This is a genomic window from Streptomyces griseiscabiei, from assembly GCF_020010925.1.
GTDB classification, from domain to species: domain Bacteria; phylum Actinomycetota; class Actinomycetes; order Streptomycetales; family Streptomycetaceae; genus Streptomyces; species Streptomyces griseiscabiei.
This window is the reverse complement of record NZ_JAGJBZ010000002.1, coordinates 573,450-594,889: the sequence shown is the minus strand read 5'-3', so window position 1 is coordinate 594,889 and position 21,440 is coordinate 573,450. Positions and strand designations below refer to the sequence as shown.

The following is a 21,440-nucleotide window of genomic DNA, read 5'->3' as shown; positions in this document are numbered from 1 at the left end:
AGTCCCGCTTTTCCGGGGCACCGCGCACACTGGGGAGTGAGCGCGGTGCCCCATCCCCTGCACAACCCCTCCCCCGTTCTGAGGAGTCACCGTGGCCATCTCCGTCTTCGACCTGTTCTCGGTCGGTATCGGCCCGTCCAGCTCCCACACGGTCGGCCCGATGCGGGCCGCCCGGATGTTCGCGCGCCGGCTGCGGAGCGAGGAACTGCTCACCGGCGTCGCCGCGGTACGCGCCGAGCTGTACGGCTCGCTGGGCGCGACCGGCCACGGCCACGGCACACCCAAGGCCGTACTCCTGGGCCTGGAGGGCGCCTCGCCGCGCACGGTGGACGTCGAGTCGGCCGACGACCGGGTGGCGGCGATCAGGGAATCGGGCCGGCTGCGGCTGCTCGACGACCACGAGGTCCCCTTCGACTTCGACCGGGACCTGATCCTGCACCGCCGCGAGACCCTGCCCTACCACGCCAACGGCATGACGGTCCGGGCGTACGACGCGGCGGGCGCGGAGCTGCTGTCGAAGACCTACTACTCGGTGGGCGGCGGCTTCGTCGTGGACGAGGACGCGGTCGGCGCGGACCGCATCAAGCTCGACGACACCCCGCTCAAGTACCCCTTCCGCACCGGTGACGAGCTGCTCCGGCTGACGAAGGAGACCGGTCTGTCGATCTCCGCGCTGATGCTGGAGAACGAACGGGCCTGGCGCTCCGAGGACGAGATCCGCTCCGGGCTGCTGGACATCTGGCGGGTGATGCAGGCCTGCGTCTCGCGCGGTATGAGCCGTGAGGGCATCCTCCCCGGCGGTCTGCGGGTGCGCCGGCGCGCGGCCGTCTCCGCTCGTCAGCTGCGCGCCGAGGGCGACCCGCTGGCCCGCTCCATGGAGTGGATCACCCTCTACGCGATGGCCGTGAACGAGGAGAACGCCGCCGGCGGCCGGGTGGTGACCGCTCCCACGAACGGCGCGGCCGGGATCATCCCCGCCGTCCTGCACTACTACATCAACTTCGTGCCCGGCGCGGACGAGGACGGGGTCGTCCGCTTCCTCCTCGCCGCCGGCGCCATCGGCATGCTCTTCAAGGAGAACGCCTCCATCTCCGGCGCCGAGGTCGGCTGCCAGGGCGAGGTCGGCTCCGCCTGCTCCATGGCGGCGGGCGCGCTGGCGGAGGTGCTGGGCGGCAGCCCCGAACAGGTCGAGAACGCCGCCGAGATCGGCATGGAGCACAATCTCGGCCTCACCTGCGACCCCGTGGGCGGCCTCGTCCAGATCCCCTGCATCGAGCGCAACGGCATGGCGGCGGTGAAGGCCGTCACGGCGGCGAGGATGGCGATGCGCGGCGACGGCACCCACAAGGTGTCCCTCGACAAGGTCATCAAGACGATGAAGGAGACGGGCGCCGACATGAGCGTCAAGTACAAGGAGACGGCGCGGGGCGGGCTGGCGGTGAACATCATCGAGTGCTGAGCGGGTCCGTTCCCGGCCGGTGGTCGCGTAGGGCCGGGTCGAACAGCAGGCTGAGCGTGGCCTCGGTGGGCGTCTCCTCGGCGGTGGCGTCGAGGAAGTCGGTCTCGACGGGCGTCAGGTCCGCGATCAGGGTGTCGAACGGGTGGGTGGCGACGAAACGGGACCGGGCGGTGCCGACGAGCAGGACCGCGAGGGGCTCGTCGATGTTCATGGGCAGGCCGGGATAGGCGTGACCGCCCCAGTACAGCACCGGTGCCTCGGCGCCGGGGTGGGCGAAGCGGCCCGCGCCGGCCAGCATCAGCAGGGCGGTCCGGGTGGTGGTCGCCTCGCCGTGGTAGTCGTACAGATACACCTCCAAGGCCTCGTCCCGGTGGCGGATCAGGTGGTAGCCCTCGGCGGCGCGGGGGGCGAGCAGATCCAGGGGGGTCCGGGTCCGGTCGGCGCGGACGGCGGCCACCGCCTGCGGGTAGCCGGCGGCGAGCCCCGTCAGATGCCAGTCCGGGTCAGTGCCGTCGAGGGCCCAGCCCGTGTACATCTCCGACGGGTTCTCGATGACGCCGAGGTCCGGCAGCGGGGTACGCAGCCATGCGTCGAAGCCGTCGCGCGACATCGGTATCCGGGTGGCGAGCATGAACGAACGGGCGCCCATCGGGGCCTCCTCGGGGCGACGGCGGCTGCGGTGCCCCGCACGATAGCCCCGCTCGCGGGCCCCGGTTGAGGCCCGCGCGCCGGTGCGGCGAAGGTGCGTGACGGGTTACGTGGTTCCACGTACGGGGCGGGTGCCGGCCTCGCGGCGGGTGAGGCCCGCCAGGGACAGGGCGCCGGGGCCCGCGAACACCAGGAGGAGGAAGCCCCAGCAGAACAGGACGGGGGCGAGACCGCCGTTCTGGAGGGGGAAGAGGCCGTCCTTCTGGTGTTCCGTGAAGTAGGCGAAGGCCATGATGCCCGAGCTGAGGAACGCGGCGCCGCGGGTCGCGACTCCGAGGAGGATGAGGACACCGCAGACCAGTTCGATGACACCGGCGTACCAGAAGGGCCAGTCGCCGACCGGGCTCGCCTTGCGGTCCAGGACGCCGAAGACCGTGGCGGCGCCCTCGCTGGCGAACAGCAGGCCCAGGACGATGCGGAACAGGCCCAGGACCAGGGGTTGGCGTGTCGTCAGCCAGTCGTTCAGGGGTGGGTTGCTGCTGCTCATGGGTTCTCCTCGGATCTGTCGGCTGCGCGCGGGTGGTCCCGGTTGCTCCTACGCATCCGCCCGGACTCCGGTTCAAGGAATCCGCCGCCGACTTCGGGGCAGCGTACAGCCCTGACACGCCAGGCGAGTTAGGCAGGCCTAAGTGGACGAGCCGGGGCGTGGGTGTGCGGGGGCGGGTGAGGTCCCGTCAGGCCGTCTCCTCCGCCTTCGCGAGGGCCGCGACGAGTTCCGATCTGCGGCGGATGCCGAGCTTGCGGTAGGTGCTGGTGAGGTGGGTCTCGACGGTGCGGCGGGCCAGGTGGAGGAGTGTGCCTATCTCAGCGTTCGTCCGGTTCTGCGCGGCGAGTTCGGCGATGCGGCGCTCGCCGGCGGTGAGGGCGGAGGGGCCGGTCAGCGCCGTCGCCGTGCGGCGGGCGCCGCCCTCGCGCAGGGCCGCCTCCGCGAGGGCGCGCTGGCGCGGCGCGCCCAGGCGCTCGGCCCGCTCGGCGGCCTCCCGGAACGCGTCCCGGGCCCGCGCCCGCTCCCCGGACGCGGCCAGCCCCCGTCCCTGCGCCACGAGCGCCGCGATCAACTCCGCCTCGACCGGCGCGCCATGGGGTGCCACGGGTCGAGCGTCATCCGCCGACGGGGGCCGGTCGCCGTGCGGCGACAGGGCCCGGACACCGGCGGGCGGCGTCGCCGGGCCGCCCCTCGACGACATGGCCCGGGCACCGCCCGGCGGCACGGTCCAGCCGGTGATCGACGACACCGTGGACGGCACGGCGGACCCGCCGCCCACGGCCCGTGCGGTGCCCCCGCCGCCCAGCGTCCATCCCCGCATCGGCGTCACCCTGGCGAAGGGCCCTCCGTCCAGCGCCACGACCGGTGCTCCGGTCGGGGTCTGCTGCTCGAACTGTCCGGGCTGTTCGGGGTGTTCGGGGTGTCCGGGGTCGGTGCCGTGGCGCAGGAGGTGGACCGCGCGGTGGGCGAGGTCCTGGCCGCGGCGGCCGCCCGTCGCCGTGGCCAGGGTGGTGAGGGCGCGGGCGAGGACCCGGGGGGTGTGCCAGACGGTGGCGAGGCGGAGTTCCTCCTCGGCGAGGGCGAGGGCCTCGTCGGGGCGGCCGAGCACGAGGTGGCACTCGGCGGCGGCGGTGCGCCAGGGGGTGACGACGGGGCTCACCACGTCGCGGGCGGACTGGCGGCGGCCGCACTCCAGGAAGTCGTCGAGCGCGGCGGCCGGTCGGCCGGTGGCGGCGCGCAGCAGACCCCGGGCGTGGAGGAAGCGGTTCAGCTCCCAGGAGTCAGGGGTGCCCCGGACCTCGTGGGCGTCGGCGAGACGTACGGCCTCGTCCGCCCGGCCGCTCTCCAGCAGGGCGACGATCCCGTGGGCCAGGGCGTTCGCCGACTCGGCGCGGCCGGCGACCGCGCGCGCCACCTCGGGATCGGCGAGGACCTCCTCGTGGGCGCCGCGCGCGGCCGCGATGTCGATCCGGACGTTGAGGAGGGCGAGGTGCATGGGGTGGAGCAGCGAGGTGCGCTGGCCGCCGAGGGCGCGGTGGACCAGGCGTTCGGCCTCGTCGAGCCGGTCGGCCCACTGGGCGACGGCGGCGGCGGTGCCCAGCAGGAACACCTCGGCGAGCGGATCGGCCGGCTGGGCGAGCAGGGCCTGGACGCGGTGCATGGCCGAGGCCGCCGAGGTCAGCCCGGCGGTGGCCTCGTAGCGGACGAGGAGGGCCTGTCCCGCCGTGCCGACCTGGTGGGGCGAGCGTTCGGCGGTCTCGCGCAGCCAGCGGTAGACCTCCTGCCGTACGCCCTGGTCGTGGTCGGAGAGCAGCGCGGAGGCGGTCTGGACGGTGCGGACCAGGTCCGGACGGCCCGTCAGGTGCTCGTCGCGCAGGCCGCGCAGCACGTCGACGGCGGCGCGGGCCTCGCCGCGCCGGGCGAGGGCGGTGCCCAGGGCGACGGCGGCGTGGACGCGTTCGACGGGCGGGCCGGGCAGCCGCATCGCCTCGGCGAGCCGGGGGATGCCCGCGGTGGACCGCGCCGACCGCACCGTGGCGTACTCCAGGGAGCCCAGTTCGGTGAGGACGACGGTACGGCGGGCGGCCGGCATCGGTTCGTCGAGGGCGCGGCGGAGGTGGGCGAGGGCGTCCTCGCTGCGGTCGTCCCGGACGGCGAGGTCGGCGGCGTCGAGCAGCGCGCCGGTCGCCCAGGCCTCGCCGACCGGGCCGCAGCGCAGCAGGTGTCCGGCGACGGCCTCGGCGCTGTCGCCGCGGTGCAGCATCGCCTCGGCGGCCCGGCGGTGGGCGGCCTGCCGGTCGGGACCGGCCCAGCCGCCGAGGACGGCGTCCCGCAGCAGCGGGTGGGCGTAGCGGGGCCGGCCCTCGGCGTCGGGGCGCAGCAGGCCGAGGCCGGTCGTCGCGGTGAGCCAGCCGGACACCCGGGCGGGGTCGGTGCCGGCCGTGCGGGCGAGCAGGCCGGCGTCGGCGGCCACGGGGGTGTCCGTGTCGTCCAGGGCGGCGAGCGCGCGGGCGACCTCGGTGGTGGCGGGTCCGGCGCTGTCCAGCCACCAGGACACCGCGGCGGCGTAGCTGCCCGCGTAGAGCGCCGCGCAGGTGTCCGGAAGGGCAGCCGGGAAGGCCGCGGGGTAGGTGGTGCGGAGGTCGGACAGCAGGGCGCGCAGCAACAGCGGGTTGCCCGCGGCCGCGCGTAAGCAGGCGTCGACCCATTCCGGCGGGGCGTCGCCGTGGACGTCGCGGACCAGGCGGGCCCCGGCGTCCGGGCTCAGCGGGGCGAGGGTGCGGGTGTGCACGAGGGCCGGGGAGAGGGCGTGCGCGAGACCGTCCGCCGGGGGGTCGATGTCGTACTGGCCGCGCTCGGTGACCACCACCAGCACGGGCAGCCGGTCGATGCGGCGGACCATCTCGGTGAGCCAGCGGCGGGACGGGGTGTCGGCGAGGTGCGCGTCGTCCACGGCGACCAGCAGCGGGGACTCGGCGGCGTAGGAGCGCAGCAGCCGCCACAGCCGGGCGGGCCTGCCCCGGTGCGGCTGGGTGTCCGGCGGGTCCGGCGCCTCGCCCGCGGCCTGGTCGAACTCGGGTCCGTGGGCCAGGAGTTGGAAGACCGTGTCGAAGGGTACGGAGCGGTGCTCGGGCGAGCAGCGGGCCCGTAACACGCGCATGCCGTTGTCGGCGGCGTGCGCGGCGGCGGCCTCCAGGAGCGCGGTGCGGCCGGTGCCGGTGGCGCCCCGCAGCAGCACCAGACGGCCGGCGCCGGAGCGGGCGCGTTCGGCCTCGGTGGCCAGCAGCTCCAGGGGCTCACGGCGTTCGAGAAGCGGTTCCGGCGCGCACATCGCTGTCTCCTGTCGTGGTCTGTGTCGTGGACTGTGTCGTGGACTGTGTCGTGGACTGTGTCGTGGACTGGGCGGCGGGCCGGGTCGTGGAGCGTCGTGTTCCGCCGTCGTGTCCGCTTCCGTAGACGGGGGACGGGCGTTCGGGGTGCACCTCTCGCGGAGGATCGGCGGGAAAGCGTCGCAGCCGGTGCCGCGGCCGGTGCCGTACCCGGTCCCGTGGTGAATCTCGTGGTGTGTCTCGTGGTCCTCCACGATTGCGCGGCGCACACCGCACACAGAAGTGTGGATCGAGCCCATCGGCCACTCCCCTCACAGGAGCGGCGATTTCGCGCATTCGGGAGAAACGGTTGCCCAGCACAGTCCGGACCACCGAGACGACGACGGCGGAGCGCCCGGAGACCCGGCGCCGTATCCCGGTCGTGGTCCACACCCTCGACCCGCTCTCCCGCGCCGGCGTGCTGGCCCAGCTGCGCGGGCACCCGGTGATCGACCTGGTGGACGACACCGAGGCCCGGCCGGGCACCGTCGCGGTGCTGGTCGGTGACACACCGGACGAGCCGCTGCTGTCCACGCTGCGCCGGATGGTGCGCAGCGAGGGCGCGCGCGCCGTGCTGGTGGTCGGCCTGATCCGGGAGACCGAACTGCTCGATGTCATCGAGTGCGGGGTCGGCGCGATCGTGTGGCGCCAGGAGGCCACCGCGCACCGGCTGGCGCAGGCCGTGCTCGCGGCCTCGCGCGGGGACGGCGACCTGCCCGCCGATCTGCTCGGCCGGCTGATCAACCAGGTGGGGACGTTGCAGCGGTCGGTGGCCGGACGCAGCGGGGCGCCGCTGTCCGGGCTGGTGCCGCGTGAGATCGACGTCCTCCGGCTCGTCGCCGAGGGGATGGACACCGGCGAGATCGCGAGCAAGCTCTCCTACTCCGAACGCACCGTCAAGAACGTGATGCACGGGCTCACCACCCGGCTGCATCTGCGCAACCGGGCGCACGCGGTGGCCTATGCCCTCCGGGAAGGCTACATCTGATCGAACGGGCATTCCCAACGGGCCACTTGGGCACCGCACTCTGCCCGCCCGACGTCCCCGGCGCGTCTACGGACACGGCCCCCGCGCGGGGCAGGATCGGCGGACAGGCACACGACACGCAGGAGCACGACCGTGATCCACGAGGTGGACGAGGTCCTCAAGGGACTGATCGGCGGTGGTGCCCTGGCCGGCTCCGGCATCGACGTCTCCTTCGAGGCCCCGACCCGCGACTGGGCGGCCCGGCGCAACGGGCCCGCCGTCAACACCTATCTGTACGACATCCGTGAGGACGTCTCCCGCCGCCAGCGCGGCCATATGCCGGTCCGTGACGAGCGGGACATCGTGGTCCGCCGCCGGCAGCCGCCCCGCTGGTTCCGGCTGTCGTACCTGGTCACCGCGTGGACCAAGCAGCCCCAGGACGAACACCGGCTGCTCTCCGCGGTGCTGGCCAACCTGCTGCGGCGCGAGCTGCTGCCCCCGGACGAACTCCCGGGCTCGCTCGGCGCGCTGGGCCTGACCCTGCCGCTGTCGGTGGCCGGGCTGCACACCGAGTCCCGTTCGCTGGCGGAGATCTGGTCGGCGCTCGGCGGCGAGCTGAAGCCGTCCCTCGACCTCGTGGTCACGGTCCCCTTCCCGGCCTTTCCCGAGTACGACGCCGGTCCGCCGGTCACCGAGGGCGCGGCGATCCGGGTGCGCGGCATCGACGGCTCCATCGAGGGCTCGGAGCAACGCGCCCACCGGCCGGGGCAGTTGGCGTCCGCGCCGGTCACCGGGGAGGAGCGACGGTGACCGTGCGCACCGCCCCCGACACCGACGCCCTGCTGCCGCGGCTCGCCCGGCTGCGCGAGCGGGTGGCCGAGCTGGTGGCCGAACGCGGCGCCACCGATCCGACGGCGGGTGATCCGCTGCGCGGGCTGTACCTGTCCGAGGAGGGCGTACGGCATCTGCTGGAGCCGTCGGCGGGGCCGTACCCGTCGCCGGTCTTCCCGGACGCGGAGAGCGCCCCGTACGGGCCGCTGGAGCTGCTCGCGGGGCGGCTCGGGCTCACCGAGCTGGACACCCGCATCCTGCTGATCGCCCTCGCGCCCGACCTCGACCGCTCCTACGAGCAGTTGTACGGGTATCTGAACGACGATGTGAGCAGACGGCGGGCCACGGTCGGGCTCGCGCTCGATCTGTGCGGGCTGCCGGTGCATCTCGCACGGGTGCGGGCCCGGTTCGCGCCCTCGGCGCCGCTGAGCGCGCTCGGGCTGCTGACGGTCGAGGACCCCGAACGGCCCTTCCTCGGGCGGGCGTTGCGGGTGCCGGACCGGCTGATCGCGCATCTGCTCGGCGACGACAGCCTGGACTCGGGGCTCATGGGCCGGGTCCGTCCGCTGGGGTCACCGCCGTCACCGGACGCGCGGTCCGCGTCGGACGCGCGGCCCGGGTCCTCCGCCGTGTCCCCGGAGGACGGCGGTTTCACGGCCAGGCTGGCCGCGCGGCTGGCCGCCGCCCCCGTCACCGTGCATCTGCGGGAGTACCGCGAGGGCGACGGACTGGTGCGGGCCGCCGCCGCCCTGCGCACGGCCGGGATCGAGGCCCTGCACTTCACGCCCCCGGCGGCCGAGGAGGATCTGTCCGCGCTCCTCCCCCGGCTGCTGCGCGAGGCCCGGCTGCGCGACTGCGCGGTCGTGGTGTCACCGCTGCCGGAGAAGCCGGGGCCGCTGGTCCGGGCGCTGACGGCGGCCGATGTGTCCGTGCTGTTCGTGGGCCCGCAGCCGTACGACCCGCAGTGGTCCGACCGTGATCCGCTGGTCCTCGACGTGCCCCGGCCGCCCGCGGGCGCGGTGGACGCCTGGGCGGCGGCGCTCGGCGCGGGGGCGGACGGGCCCGGGTTCGACCTGGCGGCCACGGTCGCCCCGTACCGGCTCGGCGGTGACCGGATCGAGCGGGCGGCCCGCGCCGCCGTGGACCTCGCGGCGTTCGACGGCACCGAGGTGACCGCCGCGCATCTGCGGCTGGCGGCGCGGCTGCAGTCCGCGTCCGGGCTGGAGCGGCACGCCCGCCGGATCCGCCCCGACGTCGGCTGGGACGATCTGGTGCTGCCGGACAAGCCCCTCGCCGAGCTGCGGGAACTCGCGCTGCGCGCCCGGCATCGCGACCGGGTGCTCGGCGACTGGCGGCTGAGCGCCGGGGGCGGCCGGGGGCGCGGTGTCCTCGGGCTGTTCGCGGGCGAGTCGGGCACCGGCAAGACGCTGTCGGCGGAGGTGGTGGCCGCCGAACTCGGCCTGGACCTCTATGTGGTGCAGCTCTCCTCGATCGTCGACAAGTACGTGGGCGAGACCGAGAAGAACCTCGAACGGATCTTCACCGAGGCCGACCGGACCGACGCCGTGCTGCTCTTCGACGAGGCGGACGCCGTGTTCGGCAAGCGCTCCGAGGTCAAGGACTCGCACGACAAGTACGCCAACATGGAGAGCGCCTATCTGCTCCAGCGCCTGGAGTCCTTCGACGGGATCGCCCTGCTGACGACCAATCTGCGGGCCAACATCGACGAGGCGTTCACCCGGCGGCTGGATCTGGTCGTCGACTTCCCGTTCCCGGACACCGCCCAGCGGCTGGCCCTGTGGCGGCACAGCCTCGCGGCCGTACCGCGCGCGGACGACATCGACGCGGCGGCGGTGGCCCGGGACTTCGAGCTGGCCGGCGGTTCCATCCGCAGCGCGGTCGTCACCGCCGCGTACGCCGCCGCCGGGCGCGGCGGGCCGGTCACCACGGCCGACCTGCGGGAGGGCGCGGAGCGCGAGTACCGCAAGGCCGGGCGGCTGGTGCCGGGCGAGGGCAACTGGTAGCGGGACACGGCCGGTTCCGTCCGGTGGGGGTTCCCACCGGACGGAACCGGCCGCCTGCCCGACCTACTTCACCACCCACTTCTGGTTGGGCGTCCCCGCGCACGTCCACAGCTGGAGCCTCGCGCCCTTGCCGGTGCCGTTGTCCTTGACGTCGACGCACTTGTCGGCCTGCGGGTTGACCAGGTCGCCCTGGGTGCTGAGCACGAACTGCTGGGCGGGGTTGCCGCTGCACCGGGCGACCTGGATGACGGCGCCGTCGTCGCGGGAACCCCAGGCGACGTCCATGCACAGCCCGAGGGAGCGCACGGTGCCGTCGCCCCGGAAGTCCCACTTCTGGTTGGCGGTGCCCGCGCAGTCCCAGATCTGCAGCGGGGTGCCGTCCTTGCCCTTGCCGTTCTGCGCGTCCGTGATGTCGACACAGCGGTTCGAGCCCTGGCCGATGATCCTGAAGCCCTTGACGGTGGCCGGTTTCTTCGTCGTGGCCTTCACGTCCGGCTCCTTCTGCGACCCGGACCCCGAGCCACCGGACCCGGACCCGCCCCCGGAGCCCGAGCCGGAGTCCGAATCCGATCCCGATCCCGGCCCCGGGTTCTCCGGCTCCTCCTCGTCCTCGGGTGCCTCGGGCGTCTCGGAGGGCAGCGGCGCGGCGGAGATGCTCGGCGCCGGCGCCATCGCGGACGGGCTGGCGCTCGGCAGGGACGTCGTACCGGCCTCCTGCAGCTCGCCCGCGGCGCTGACGACCTTGGGCTGGTAGGCGAACCACAGCGTCGCGAAGGTGATCGCCAGCGCCAGGAGGATCCCCGCGCAGGTGGCCAGCCAGCCGGGCAGGAACCCCCGCTGGACATAGGTGCCGTCCACGGACTGCGGTGCCACGCCCGCCCGTTGCACGGCGAGCGCGTACGGTCTCTCCTGCTTGGAGCCGAACCAGATGATCTGTCTCGGCTTCAGTGTGGCCTTCACGAACGCGGCACGGCCGGGCTCGATCTGCACATTGCCCGGCAGGATCTCGTAGCTCAGCTGGTCGCCGTGGTCGCTGCCGCTGACGGCGGCGGTGACCTTGGTGTTGCCGAGGTTGTCGATGGCGAGTTTCGGCCGCCCCCGCAGCCGCCCCTTCACGGTGGGCGGGACGAGTTCCGCCCGCACCTCCGTGAACGGCGTGATCGTCAGATTCCCCTCGGGGACCGTCGTCGCCTCGGGGTGCTGGGTCGGGGTGATCCGCACGGCGTACGCGTTCGGGCCCGCCGTCGCGTCCGGGGTGCGGGGCGGGGCGAACGTCAGCTCGACCGTCCCCGTGGTCCCCGGGTAGAGCCGCAGGGTCTGCGGCTCCACTCTGGTCCAGGGCGCGATGTCGCCGACCGGCTCGAAGCGGTACTCGTCGACCACGTCACCGGTGTTGCGCAGCCGCAGCCGTACGGTCGCGGTGCCGCCCGGGTCCACGGTCGTGGAAGCGGGTTCGAGCGAAGTCCACAGGCTCACGGGTCAGGCCCCCTCGGCAGGAACGATCTGCCATTCCTGGTCGTCGGTGACGGTGCAGTGGAAGAGCATCAGGGTCACCTCGTCGCGGGTGTCCTCGTTGCCCGCGATCTCGAGGCACTTGTTGTCGCTCGCGTAGTTGCGGATCCAGTAGCCGCCGCTCTGCTGCTCGTCGAGCCACCACAGCTGGTTGTCGCTGGTCGTGCCGTCACAGGTGAACTCCGTGATCTTCGTATGGATCGGGTTCGCCCCGTAGTTCGGCAGATCCATGCAGAGCTGGTCCTTGGCGTTGCGGATCTGGAAGAGGTCGCTGCCGTCGGGCGCCTGCTTCGCGGCCTTGACCTCCAGGTTCCAGAGCTGGTTGTCCGCCGTGCTGTCGTCGCAGGTGAACTGCTGGACCCGGCCGTCCCTGCGCCCGTTTCCCTCGCCGGGGACGTCGGCGCACAGCTTGGTGGCGAGGTTGCGCAGGAGGACGTCGCGCGCGGGCAGCACACCCGCCTCCTTCTCCTCGGCGGGCTCGGGCGAGGCCGCGGGCCCGCCGCCCCCGCCGCCCCCGTCGTCGGCCTCCTCGGAGGGCGCCGCCTCCTTCTCCTTCTCCGGTTCCGGTTCGGGCTCCGGCTTCGCGGACTCCAGCGGCTGCGGTGAGACCGAGGGCGGCAACGTGCTGACGCCCGCCTCCTGGAACTCGCCCGCGGCGCTGGTCACGGTGGGCCGGAACGCCAGCCACATCGTCAGGAACGTGATGCCCAGCGCCAGGAGGATCCCGAGGCAGGTGGCGAGCCAGCCCGGCAGAAAGCTCCGCTGGACGTACAGGCCCTCGACGTCCAGCGGCGTCACCCCCGACCGCTTCACCGCGAACGCGTACGGCCGCTCCTGCTTCGACCCGAACCAGATGATCTGCCGCGGCTTCAGCGTGGCCTTCACGAACGCCGCGCGCCCCGGTTCGATCTGCACACTGCCGGGGTGGATGTCGTACGACAGCTGGTCGCCGTTGTCGCTGCCGCTGACCGACGCGGTGACCTTGGTGTTGCCGAGGTTGTCGATGGCGAGTCTCGGCCGTCCCCGCAGCCGCCCCTTCACGGTCGGCGGGACGAGTTCCGCCCGCACCTCGGTGAACGGCGTGATCGTCAGATTCCCCTCGGGGACGGTCACGGCCTCCGGGTGCTCGGTCGGGACGATACGGACGGCGTACGGGTTCGGGCCCGCCGTCGCGTCCGGGGTGCGCGGTGGCGCGAACGTCAGCTCCACCGTCCCCGTCGTCCCCGGGTACAGCCGGAGCGTCTGCGGCTCCACGTTCGTCCAGGGCGCGAGGTCGCCGACCGGCTCGAAGCGGTACTCGTCGACCACGTCACCGGTGTTGCGCAGCCGCAGCCGTACGGTCGCGGTACCCCCGGGGTCCACCGTGGTCGACGCGGGTTCGAGGGAAGTCCAAAGGCTCACAGAGGGACGCTACGCGGCGGTCACCGTGCGGTCAGGAGCCGCCGGGGCAGGTCCTGCTGCCCCGGCGGCCATCGACCACGCGCCCCAACGGCCTTGTCAGACGGTGAACTTGACGGCTTCGAGCCAGATGCCGTTGTCCAGGGTGCCGCCGAAGATGTAGTGCTCTCCCTCGCCGGGTTTGTCGCAGGCCAGGTTCTGCCAGCCCCGGTCCTTCTGGTGCACCGACTGGCAGACGGCCCTGCCGCCTTCGTCGACGTTGATGGTGAAGCCCAGCATGTCCGGGGCGCCCGCCTTGGAGCTGCCGATGTAGTTGTCGAAGCCGTCCTTCGCGCCCGTCCAGGGCTTCCCGCCGTACGTGCCCTGGCCGTTGGTCGAGTCGGGGTCGTGGACGAACGCGACGCCGGCCGTGCCGTTGACACCGGACACCGCGATGTTGAGGGCCTTCAGCGAGCGGCTCTGGCCCACCGTGCCCGCCGTGTCGCCGTCGCACTCCGGGGCCGTCCAGCCCTTGCCCGTCACGAAGGCGCGGTAGCAGATGTGCCGGCCGTTCGGATCCGCCGCGGCCAGCTGCCGTACGGCGGTCGCGGCCGTGGGCGCGGCCTTCTTCTTCTCCTCGGAGCCACCGCCGGAGCCGCCACCGCCGCCGTCGTCGCCACCGCCACCGCCCGCGCTCTCCGTCTCCACGGCCTTCGGGGGCTCGGAGGAGGGCGCGGCCTCGGAGGGGGTGGGCGGCGACGGGGTCGGGGCCGCCGGTGCCGAAGGGGTGGGCGGCGGCAGGGTGCTGACGGAGGTCTCCTGGAACTCGCCCGCGGCGCTGGTCACGGTGGGCCGGAACGCCAGCCACATCGTCAGGAACGTGATGCCCAGCGCCAGGAAGATCCCGAGGCAGGTGGCGAGCCAGCCCGGCAGGAAGCTCCGCTGGACATAGGTGCCCTCGACGTCCAGCGGCGTCACCCCGGACCGCTTCACCGCGAAGGTGTACGGCCGCTCCTCCTTGGACCCGAACCAGATGATCTGCCGCGGCTTCAGCGTGGCCTTCACGAACGCGGCACGGCCGGGCTCGATCTGCACGTTGCTGGGGTGGATGTCGTAACTCAGCTGGTCGCCGTTGTCGCTCCCGCTGACCGACGCGGTGACCTTGGTGTTGCCCAGGTTGTCCACCGCGAGCTTGGGCCGTCCGCGCAGCCGCCCCTTCACGGTCGGCGGGACCAGCTCCGCCCGCACCTCCGTGAACGGCGTGATCGTCAGATTCCCCTCGGGGACGGTCGTCGCCTCCGGGTGTTCCGTGGGGATGATCCGCAACGCGTAGGCGTTCGGCCCCGCCGTCGCGTCGGGCGTCCGGGGCGGCGCGAACGTCAGCTCCACCGAGCCGGTCGTCCCGGGGTACAGCCGGAGCGTGGGCGGCTCCACGGTGGTCCAGGGCGCGATGTCGCCGACCGGCTCGAAGCGGTACTCGTCGACCACGTCACCGGTGTTGCGCAGCCGCAGCCGTACGGTCGCGGTGCCGCCCGGGTCCACGGTCGTGGAGGCGGGTTCGAGGGAAGTCCAAAGGCTCACGCCGGGACGCTACCGGGCGGGCGAAGCCCCGGTCACGAGGAGAAGGTGCAGGGTCGCGGTGCCCTGACGCCGCGCCGGACTGCCCCTCGGGGCAAGGGTCATGCCCCCGATCTGGCACCCGAGGACGTTTCCCGGGACGCGCTTCGCGCGTGAGGGTGAGAGGCGACCTGTCTCGTACCCCAAGGAGAGCAGAGCATGCCGTCCTACCTGTCGCCGGGCGTCTACGTCGAGGAGGTGGCCAGCGGCTCGCGTCCCATCGAGGGTGTGGGCACCTCCGTCGCCGCCTTCGTCGGTCTGGCCCCGACCGGTCCGCTGAACGAGCCGACGCTGGTGACCAACTGGTCCCAGTACGTCGCCGCCTTCGGCGAGTTCACCGACGGCTACTACCTCGCGCACTCGGTGTACGGGTTCTTCAACAACGGCGGCAGCGCCGCGTACGTCGTCCGGGTGGGCGGCACCGACCAGGGCGTCGCCACGAACGGCGGTCCGGCCGCCGTGACGGGGTCCGCCGCGCCGGCCGCGCTCCCGCCGGGCGAGCCGAAGCAGCTGGGCACGTTCAGCGTGACCGCCGTCGCGGGCGGTTCGCTCAGCGTCGAGGTCGCCGACCCCGAGGGCGAGGGTCCGGCCGAGCGCTTCAAGCTGATCGTCAAGGACGGCGACAAGGCCGTCGAGACGTTCGACGTGACGGCCAAGAAGGGCGGCCGCAACTACGTCGTCACCCAGGTCAAGGAGCGCTCCAAGCTCATCACGGTCCAGGAGACGGCCCCGGCCGCGCAGCTCGCGCGCCCCGAGAACCAGACCGTGGCCCTGGCCGCCCCCGCCGCCCCGGCTCCCGTCGCCCCCGTGGCCGCGGACGACTCCCACCCCGGCCCGGCCCAGTACCTCGGCGACTCCGCCGACCGCACCGGCTTCGGCGGCCTGGAGGCCGTGGACGAGATCTCCATGGTCGCGGTGCCCGACCTGATGGCCGCCTACCAGCGCGGCGCGATCGACCTGGAGGCCGTGAAGGCCGTCCAGCTCGGCCTGATCGCGCACTGCGAGCTGATGGGCGACCGTGTCGCCGTCATCGACCCGCCGCCCGGCCTCAACGCCCGGCAGATCCGCGTCTGGCGCCAGGAGACCGCGGGCTACGACTCCAAGTACGCGGCCCTCTACTACCCGTGGATCAAGGTCTTCGACCCGGCCAGCGGCCAGTCCCGCGTCATCCCGCCGAGCGGCCATGTCGCCGGTGTCTGGGCCCGCAACGACTTCGAGCGCGGGGTGCACAAGGCACCCGCCAACGAGGTCGTACGCGGCGCGGTGGACCTCGAACTCCAGATCACCCGGGGCGAGCAGGACCTGCTCAACCCCATCGGCGTGAACTGCATCCGTGCCTTCCCGGGCCGCGGCATCCGCGTCTGGGGCGCCCGCACCATGTCCTCCGACCCGGCCTGGCGCTACCTGAACATCCGCCGGTACTTCAACTACCTGGAGGAGTCGATCCTGATCGGCACCCAGTGGGTGGTGTTCGAGCCGAACGACCACGCGCTGTGGGCCCGGATCCGGCGCAACGTCTCCGCGTTCCTGGTCAACGAGTGGCGCCAGGGCGCCCTGTTCGGCCAGCGGCCCGAGGACGCGTACTACGTCAAGTGCGACGAGGAGACCAACCCGCCGGAGTCGGTCGACCTCGGCCGGGTCATCTGCGAGATCGGTATCGCCCCGGTCAAGCCCGCCGAGTTCGTGATCTTCCGGCTGGCCCAGTTCTCCAGCGGCAGCGGGGAGCTGGAGGAGTAGGCCGTCACCGGCCCGCGCCCCTCCGCCCTCCCCTCCCCGCTCAAGCCCCTTGCCCCTGCCCCCTTAGAAGGACGAAGAACAGATGAGTCTCGCGCCGGGTGACGCCCTTACTTCACACAATTTCGGCCTGCAGATCGACGGGGTGATGGTCGAGTACCTCGCGGAGGTCAGCGGCCTCACCCTCGAACAGGACGTCATCACGTACCAGCAGAACTCGGCCCAGGGCCGGCCCGAGGTCAACCTTCTGCCGGGTGTGCAGAAGAACGGGCAGTGCACGGTGGTCCGCGGTATGACCCAGTCGGCCGCGTTCAACACCTGGATCAACGACTCGATCAACGGTCAGATGGGCTCGGCGCGGAAGAACGCGTCGATCATCATGATGGATTACCAGAACACCCCCGTGAAGCGGTACAACATGCGCAACGCCTGGTGCAGCAAGATCGACGCGAGCACCCTCAAGGCCGGCGAGGCGTCCGCGCTCACCGAGACCGTGACCATCGTCTTCGAAGAACTGGTCATCGAGTAATGCGGCGCACGGCTGCCAGGGCGGGCGCGGGCATGGGTGCGGGGCAGGAGGAGGCGGCCGCGGCCGTGTCCGCCTTCCCCACCACCGCCGCGCCTCCCGCCGCCGCGCAGGCACCGGCCGCGGCACCGGCTCCGGCCGTCGCGCCGGTGGCGCAGCGGCTGCGGACGGAGTTCCCGTTCGAACTGCCGCGCGGTTACGTCGACGAGGCGGGCAACCTCCACCGGGAGGGCGTGATGCGTCTCGCCACCGCCCGGGACGAGCTGATCCCGCTCCGGGACGTCCGTGTGCAGGAGAACCCGGCGTATCTGTCGGTCGTGCTGCTCGGCCGGGTCATCACCCGGCTGGGCAATCTGCCGATGGTCCACGACGGGATCGTGGAGAACATGTTCGCGTCCGACCTCGCCTTCCTCCAGGACTTCTACCGGCAGGTCAACGCGGAGGGCCACACCCGCGCGGCCGTGGAGTGCCCGCACTGCTCCGAGCCCTTCGAGGTCGAACTCGGCGGGAGCCGCCTGGGGGAATCGTGACGTACGCGACCGACCGGCTGCACGAGGAGATCGCGTACGTCGCCTTCCACTTCCACTGGGGCTTCGAGGAGATCCTCGACCTCGAACACCACGACCGCCGCCGCTACACCGAACAGATCGCGTCCCTCGTGACACGGGGCGGGTCGGAGGGCTGAACACGTGGGGTTCTTGGATCGCTTCCGCGGCGCGTCCGGGTCGACGGGACGTCGGGACGGGGGTGCCGGGGCGTCCGCCGGGTCGGATGCCGGGGCCGGATCGGGTTCGGGTGCGTCCGCCGGTTCGGGTGCGGGCTCGGGCGGCAGTTCGCCTGCGACGGGTCCGGCTTCGTCCGCCGAGGTCCGTGGGTGGGAGGGGCTCGCCCCGATCCAGCGGGCCACCGACGGGCGGGCCGCTGTCGCGGACGCCGGGTTCAGCGGGCGGTTGACCACCTGGCAGAACCCGTCCTTCGCCGGGACGCTGTCCCACGCCGTCCTGCCCGGAGCGCCGGGCGGGCTGGTCAGGGACGTCCTCACCACATCGGCGGTGCCCGTCGCCGGACTCGAACTGCCGTCGCGCACGCTGCCGGTGGCGAGCGACGAGCCGGAGCCGCGCGCCGACGTCCCCGGCGACGCCCGGCCGGTTCAGCGCGCGCCCCACCAGGTCACGCCGTCCCGTCCGACCGGTCCCCGGGTGACTCCCGTGCCACCCCGCTCCCCCCACCGCCCGACCCCTCTGACCAAGGCACCCACCGCGTCACCCGCCGTCCAGCGCCGGACGCTGCCGGCTTCGCGGCCCCGGAGCACGGGGGCCGCCGGGGGTACGGGGGCCGCGCGGGTCGCGGGGGCCGCCCAGGTCACGGGGACCTCGGAGGTCGCCGGGAGCGTGGCTTCGGAGGGTGCCTCGACCGGGGCCACGTTGTCGGGCGGCTCTTTGTCCGGGCACGTGGCGACTGGTGATTCGCCTGTGGGTGGTTCGGCTGTGGGCGGTTCGCCTGTGGGTGGTTCGGCTGTGGGCGGTTCGCCTGTGGGCGGGTCGGCTGCGGGCGGCTCGCCTTCGGGTGATTCGCCTGCGGCCAGTTCGTCTTCGGGCGGTTCGCCGTCCGGGATTGCGGCGCCGGGTGGCGGGCGTACGGCGTCGAAGGGTCCCTCGTGCGGGGCCGCACCTTCCGGTGGAACCCCGTCGCGGCAGGCAACCACGGGCGGTGCGGCGGTGCAGCGTTCGGTGCTGGGCGAGCCGGCATCGGGTCCTGTGGCTTCCGGCGGCGACCCGTCCGGCCGTACGGCACCGGGCGGCACCGCATCAGGGCCTGCGGCACCCGGCGGCCCCGCGTCGCAGCGGTCGGTGCGGGGCGACACGACACCGGGGCGCGTGACTTCCGGCGGCGACCCGTCCAGCCGTACGACACCGGGCGGTACCCCGTCCGCGTCCACGGCACCCGGCGGCCCCTCGTCGAACCTCACTTCACCGGGCCAGGGCTCGTCGGCTCCCTCGGCTTCCGGTGGTGCCCTGTCGCGCCGTACGGGGCCGGGTGGTCCCTCGGTGCAGCGTTCGGTGGCGGGCGACGCGGGGGCGGGGCGCGGGGCTTCCGGTGGTGCCACGGCACAGGGCGGTGCCGCCCCGGCGGGGCGGGCCTCGTCCGTGCGCGGTGCGTCGGGTTCGGACGGTTCGGGTACGCGTCCGGTCGCTCCGGCCGCCGGCCCGCGCGGGGCGACGGCGCCCGTCGGTGGTGACACCGCACAGCGTGCGTCCGGCAACCCGTCGGCCGACCCCCGCCCCGCAGGGCCCACGGTCCAGCGGGCGGCGACCAACTCCGCCGGTGCGGCGCCGAGTTCCGGCCGTACGGCAGCGGGTCCCACCGGGACGACCACGGGCCCCGGCGGAAGGGCGACCGCCCTGGGCGGCCCTGCGACGGGCCCCGGCCCCTCGGCGGCCGGCTCCGGCGCGAGGGCGAGCGGTCCTCACAGCCCGACAGCGAACCCGGGCGGGGGCGCGGCCCCCTCCGGCGGCACGACCGCCAGCCCCGCCGGTCCGACGAGTGCGGCGAGCGCCTCCCCTGGCAGCGCGGTCGGCTCCGGCGGGAACCTCACCGGTTCGGCAACCCGCCCCAGCGGCGGGGCAGTCGGCCCCGGCGACACGGGCCACGGTCCCGCCCGTACGCCGGTCGCCTCCGGGTCCGCCGAGGTCGCCGTCCAGCGGGCGGTCACGGGGTCCACCGGTACTGCGGCCGACGCCAGGACCACGACCACCGGCTCCGCCGACGCCCCGGTCCGCCCTCGTAGCACCGCAGGCGGCCCCAGTGCCCCCGTGAGCCCTGGTGACACGGCGGACCGGTCGCCCGTTACGACGACCGGTCACGGCCGCACGCCCACCACCCCCGCCACCCCCGCCACACGGACGCCCGCCCCCGGCGCCCCGGTGGCGGACATCCAGCGCGCCCCGATCACCCCCGGCGCCACACCGAGCGACCCCCCGATCACCACACCCACCACCGCCTCTGCCTCTGCCTCCGCCTCCGCCTCCGCCTCCGCCGCGAAGGCAAGCACCCCCCGCCGCACCCCGACCATCCCTCCCGGTGGCCCCGTCGACGTCCAACGGGCGGCAACCACCCCCAGCCGTGCGACGACCCCGCCCGCCGGAGCCCCGGCCGGCGCGTCGCCGACGCCAACCAGCCCCGGCGGCGAGACGGTTGGCAAGACTGGCACGGCAGCCGGCCCGAGCGGCGCCCGGGGAGCGACCCCCTCCCCCGCCAGCGCCCCGGTCCAGCGGAGCACCCCCGCCCGGCCAAGGCGCATGGGCCTCGGCGCCCCCACCCCCGGCCCCGTCCCGGCATCCCAGGCCCGCCCCGCCACACCCACCACCCCGCCGGGCCACCTGATCCAACGCACCGTCACCACCTCCACCCCCACTTCCACCCCTGCTCCCGCCCCCCGCCAACGCCCCCTGCTCGGCGCCCCCCTCGCCACCCCGCCCCAGGACACGAAGCCCCTCTCCGGGCCCAAGGCCCCCGGCGGCGGCACAAGCCCCGTACAGCGAGCGGCCACGGCACCCCGCACCCCCACCCCGCCGACCCCCAAGGCTCCCGCCCAGCCCCAGGAAGGGGCGCGGGGAACTGCGCGACCAGCCACAACGGACCCGCAGCCGCCCACCACCACCCCAACCCCCCGCCCCCTTCCGCGATCCCCTCTCCCCGCCCGCCCCCTCACCCCCACACGCGCCCTCACCTCGGCCCTGCCCACCCCCACCGCGCCCCCGGCCGTGCAACGCCGGACCGCCCCCGCCGCCGTACCCCTGCGCCGTCCCGCATCAGCGGGCACCGGCTCCGCGGTACAGCGCCTCACGACGGACCGGCGGCCCACCGCCCCGTCGCGCACCGCGCTCCCGCCCGCCGTCGCCCCCACGACACCCCCGCAGGCACCCCAGCGCCTCAGCCCACTCCCCGCCAGAGCACTCACCGCCCCCCGGACTCCCGCACCGGCACCCGCACCGGCCCCCTCGCCCGCGCCCGTGCCCGTCCAGCGAGCCCCGGAGAACCCGCTCCGCCCCACCCCCGCCACCACGACGACCGCCGTCACCCCCGTCACCGCCACCGCGGTCGCCCCGGCCGCCACACCGCAGCGCACCGCCTCGGCCGCCGCCCCGCCCGCCTACTCGGCCGTGGACGAGAACGCCGCCCCCGGCGCCCAGCTCGACCCCCGCGCCCTCACCGACTTCCAGCTGGACGAGCTCACGCACAAGCTGATCGGCCGGATCACCCGCCTCGTCCGCACCGAGCTCCGTATGGACCGCGAACGGATCGGCAAACTCCGCGACCCCCGCCACTGACCCCGGCCGGAACCCCACGCCACCGACCCGCCGACCCGCACCACCAGAAAGGCCCTCCCCGATGCCCCGCGACCTCGACCCGGGCTCCACCATCTTCTTCACCCTGACGATCGACGGCGAGAGCCTCGGTTACTTCAACGGGTGTGAGGGGCTGTCCTCGACCGTGGAGATCGAGCACCGCCAGGAGGGCGGGAACAACGGGTTCGTCTGGCAGTTCCCGTCGCGCGTGACGTTCTCCAACATCCGGCTGACGCGCCCGCTGACCCCGGACACGGCGAAGGTCGCGGCGTGGATCTCGTCCGTGGCGACGGGGGTGAAGCGCCCGACGGCGCAGATCGCGGCACTGCGCGCGGACGGCTCGGAGGTGGCGCACTGGGGCCTGATCGACGTCCTGCCGGTGAGCTGGCAGGGCCCGTCCCTGGACCCGGCGAACCCGAGCGTGGCGACCGAGGTCCTGGAGATCACGCACCACGGGTTCACGGACTGACCGGCCGAGGCA

Annotated in this window: 18 protein-coding genes; 10 read left to right on the top strand and 8 right to left on the bottom strand. The window is 74.0% G+C overall.

Annotated features, from left to right (window positions below; translation table 11 throughout):
- Window positions 1-91: 91 nt before the first annotated feature.
- Window positions 92-1,459 carry an L-serine ammonia-lyase gene (locus J8M51_RS20185; protein ID WP_086755202.1) on the top strand — a complete coding sequence of 456 codons (1,368 nt, stop codon included), beginning with the start codon at window positions 92-94 and terminating at the stop codon, window positions 1,457-1,459.
- On the opposite strand, the gene J8M51_RS20180 is transcribed toward J8M51_RS20185, so the two are convergent.
- The 3 genes from J8M51_RS20180 to J8M51_RS20170 all read right to left on the bottom strand — a co-directional run bounded on the left by J8M51_RS20180 (window position 1,446) and on the right by J8M51_RS20170 (window position 5,985).
- Window positions 1,446-2,108 (bottom strand): hypothetical protein, encoded by a 663-nt coding sequence (locus J8M51_RS20180; RefSeq protein WP_086755203.1) that lies wholly within the window; start codon window positions 2,106-2,108, stop codon window positions 1,446-1,448. The two genes, J8M51_RS20185 and J8M51_RS20180, sit on opposite strands and share 14 nt — an antisense overlap.
- A 105-nt stretch (window positions 2,109-2,213) precedes the next feature.
- Window positions 2,214-2,654, bottom strand: coding sequence for a DoxX family protein (locus J8M51_RS20175; protein ID WP_086755204.1), 441 nt, complete (start codon window positions 2,652-2,654; stop codon window positions 2,214-2,216).
- A 187-nt stretch (window positions 2,655-2,841) separates the two neighbouring features.
- A complete protein-coding gene (locus J8M51_RS20170; RefSeq protein ID WP_086755205.1) occupies window positions 2,842-5,985 on the bottom strand; it encodes a helix-turn-helix transcriptional regulator in 3,144 nt (1,047 codons plus the stop codon).
- A gap of 347 nt (window positions 5,986-6,332) precedes the next feature.
- On the opposite strand from J8M51_RS20170, the gene J8M51_RS20165 reads away from it, so the two are divergent.
- The 3 genes from J8M51_RS20165 (at window position 6,333) to J8M51_RS20155 (ending at window position 9,844) form a co-directional block, all read left to right on the top strand.
- A complete protein-coding gene (locus tag J8M51_RS20165) occupies window positions 6,333-7,010 on the top strand; it encodes a helix-turn-helix transcriptional regulator (protein ID WP_086755206.1) in 678 nt (225 codons plus the stop codon).
- Between the two features lie 132 nt (window positions 7,011-7,142).
- Window positions 7,143-7,799, top strand: coding sequence for a DUF4255 domain-containing protein (locus tag J8M51_RS20160; protein ID WP_086755207.1), 657 nt, complete (start codon window positions 7,143-7,145; stop codon window positions 7,797-7,799).
- Window positions 7,796-9,844, top strand: coding sequence for an ATP-binding protein (locus tag J8M51_RS20155; RefSeq protein WP_267299365.1), 2,049 nt, complete (start codon window positions 7,796-7,798; stop codon window positions 9,842-9,844). The genes J8M51_RS20160 and J8M51_RS20155 overlap by 4 nt, the downstream gene beginning before the upstream one ends.
- Window positions 9,845-9,907: 63 nt before the next feature.
- Here J8M51_RS20155 and J8M51_RS20150 read toward each other — a convergent pair whose 3' ends face one another.
- The 3 genes from J8M51_RS20150 to J8M51_RS20140 all read right to left on the bottom strand — a co-directional run bounded on the left by J8M51_RS20150 (window position 9,908) and on the right by J8M51_RS20140 (window position 14,314).
- Window positions 9,908-11,320, bottom strand: coding sequence for a ricin-type beta-trefoil lectin domain protein (locus J8M51_RS20150; protein ID WP_086761857.1), 1,413 nt, complete (start codon window positions 11,318-11,320; stop codon window positions 9,908-9,910).
- 3 nt (window positions 11,321-11,323) lie between these two features.
- On the bottom strand, window positions 11,324-12,757 hold the full coding sequence (locus J8M51_RS20145) for an RICIN domain-containing protein (protein ID WP_267299364.1): 1,434 nt from the start codon (window positions 12,755-12,757) through the stop codon (window positions 11,324-11,326).
- A 96-nt stretch (window positions 12,758-12,853) separates the two neighbouring features.
- Window positions 12,854-14,314 (bottom strand): hydrolase, encoded by a 1,461-nt coding sequence (locus J8M51_RS20140; RefSeq protein ID WP_267299363.1) that lies wholly within the window; start codon window positions 14,312-14,314, stop codon window positions 12,854-12,856.
- 195 nt (window positions 14,315-14,509) lie between these two features.
- Between J8M51_RS20140 and J8M51_RS20135 the strand changes: the two genes are divergently transcribed.
- The 4 genes from J8M51_RS20135 (at window position 14,510) to J8M51_RS20120 (ending at window position 17,295) form a co-directional block, all read left to right on the top strand.
- Window positions 14,510-16,087 carry a phage tail sheath subtilisin-like domain-containing protein gene (locus J8M51_RS20135; protein ID WP_216591828.1) on the top strand — a complete coding sequence of 526 codons (1,578 nt, stop codon included), beginning with the start codon at window positions 14,510-14,512 and terminating at the stop codon, window positions 16,085-16,087.
- Between the two features lie 82 nt (window positions 16,088-16,169).
- The gene (locus J8M51_RS20130) at window positions 16,170-16,613 is read left to right on the top strand and encodes a phage tail protein (RefSeq protein ID WP_216591806.1); all 444 of its coding nucleotides are present in this window, start codon (window positions 16,170-16,172) and stop codon (window positions 16,611-16,613) included.
- A complete protein-coding gene (locus J8M51_RS20125) occupies window positions 16,613-17,140 on the top strand; it encodes a hypothetical protein (protein ID WP_086753606.1) in 528 nt (175 codons plus the stop codon). Before J8M51_RS20130 ends, J8M51_RS20125 begins: the two co-directional genes overlap by 1 nt.
- Window positions 17,137-17,295 carry a DUF6760 family protein gene (locus tag J8M51_RS20120; RefSeq protein ID WP_086753604.1) on the top strand — a complete coding sequence of 53 codons (159 nt, stop codon included), beginning with the start codon at window positions 17,137-17,139 and terminating at the stop codon, window positions 17,293-17,295. Before J8M51_RS20125 ends, J8M51_RS20120 begins: the two co-directional genes overlap by 4 nt.
- A gap of 1,782 nt (window positions 17,296-19,077) precedes the next feature.
- On the opposite strand, the gene J8M51_RS20115 is transcribed toward J8M51_RS20120, so the two are convergent.
- Entirely contained in the window at window positions 19,078-19,359 is a 282-nt protein-coding gene (locus J8M51_RS20115; protein WP_267299362.1) for a hypothetical protein, read from the bottom strand.
- Window positions 19,360-19,470: 111 nt separating this feature from the next.
- The gene (locus tag J8M51_RS20110) at window positions 19,471-19,662 is read right to left on the bottom strand and encodes a hypothetical protein (protein ID WP_267299361.1); all 192 of its coding nucleotides are present in this window, start codon (window positions 19,660-19,662) and stop codon (window positions 19,471-19,473) included.
- Window positions 19,663-20,374: 712 nt separating this feature from the next.
- Here J8M51_RS20110 and J8M51_RS20105 point away from each other — a divergent pair.
- On the top strand, window positions 20,375-20,941 hold the full coding sequence (locus tag J8M51_RS20105) for an extensin (RefSeq protein WP_267299360.1): 567 nt from the start codon (window positions 20,375-20,377) through the stop codon (window positions 20,939-20,941).
- Between the two features lie 61 nt (window positions 20,942-21,002).
- Window positions 21,003-21,428, top strand: a complete 426-nt coding sequence (locus J8M51_RS20100) for a phage tail protein (RefSeq protein ID WP_037695699.1) — start codon at window positions 21,003-21,005, stop codon at window positions 21,426-21,428.
- The last annotated feature ends 12 nt before the right edge of the window (window positions 21,429-21,440 follow it).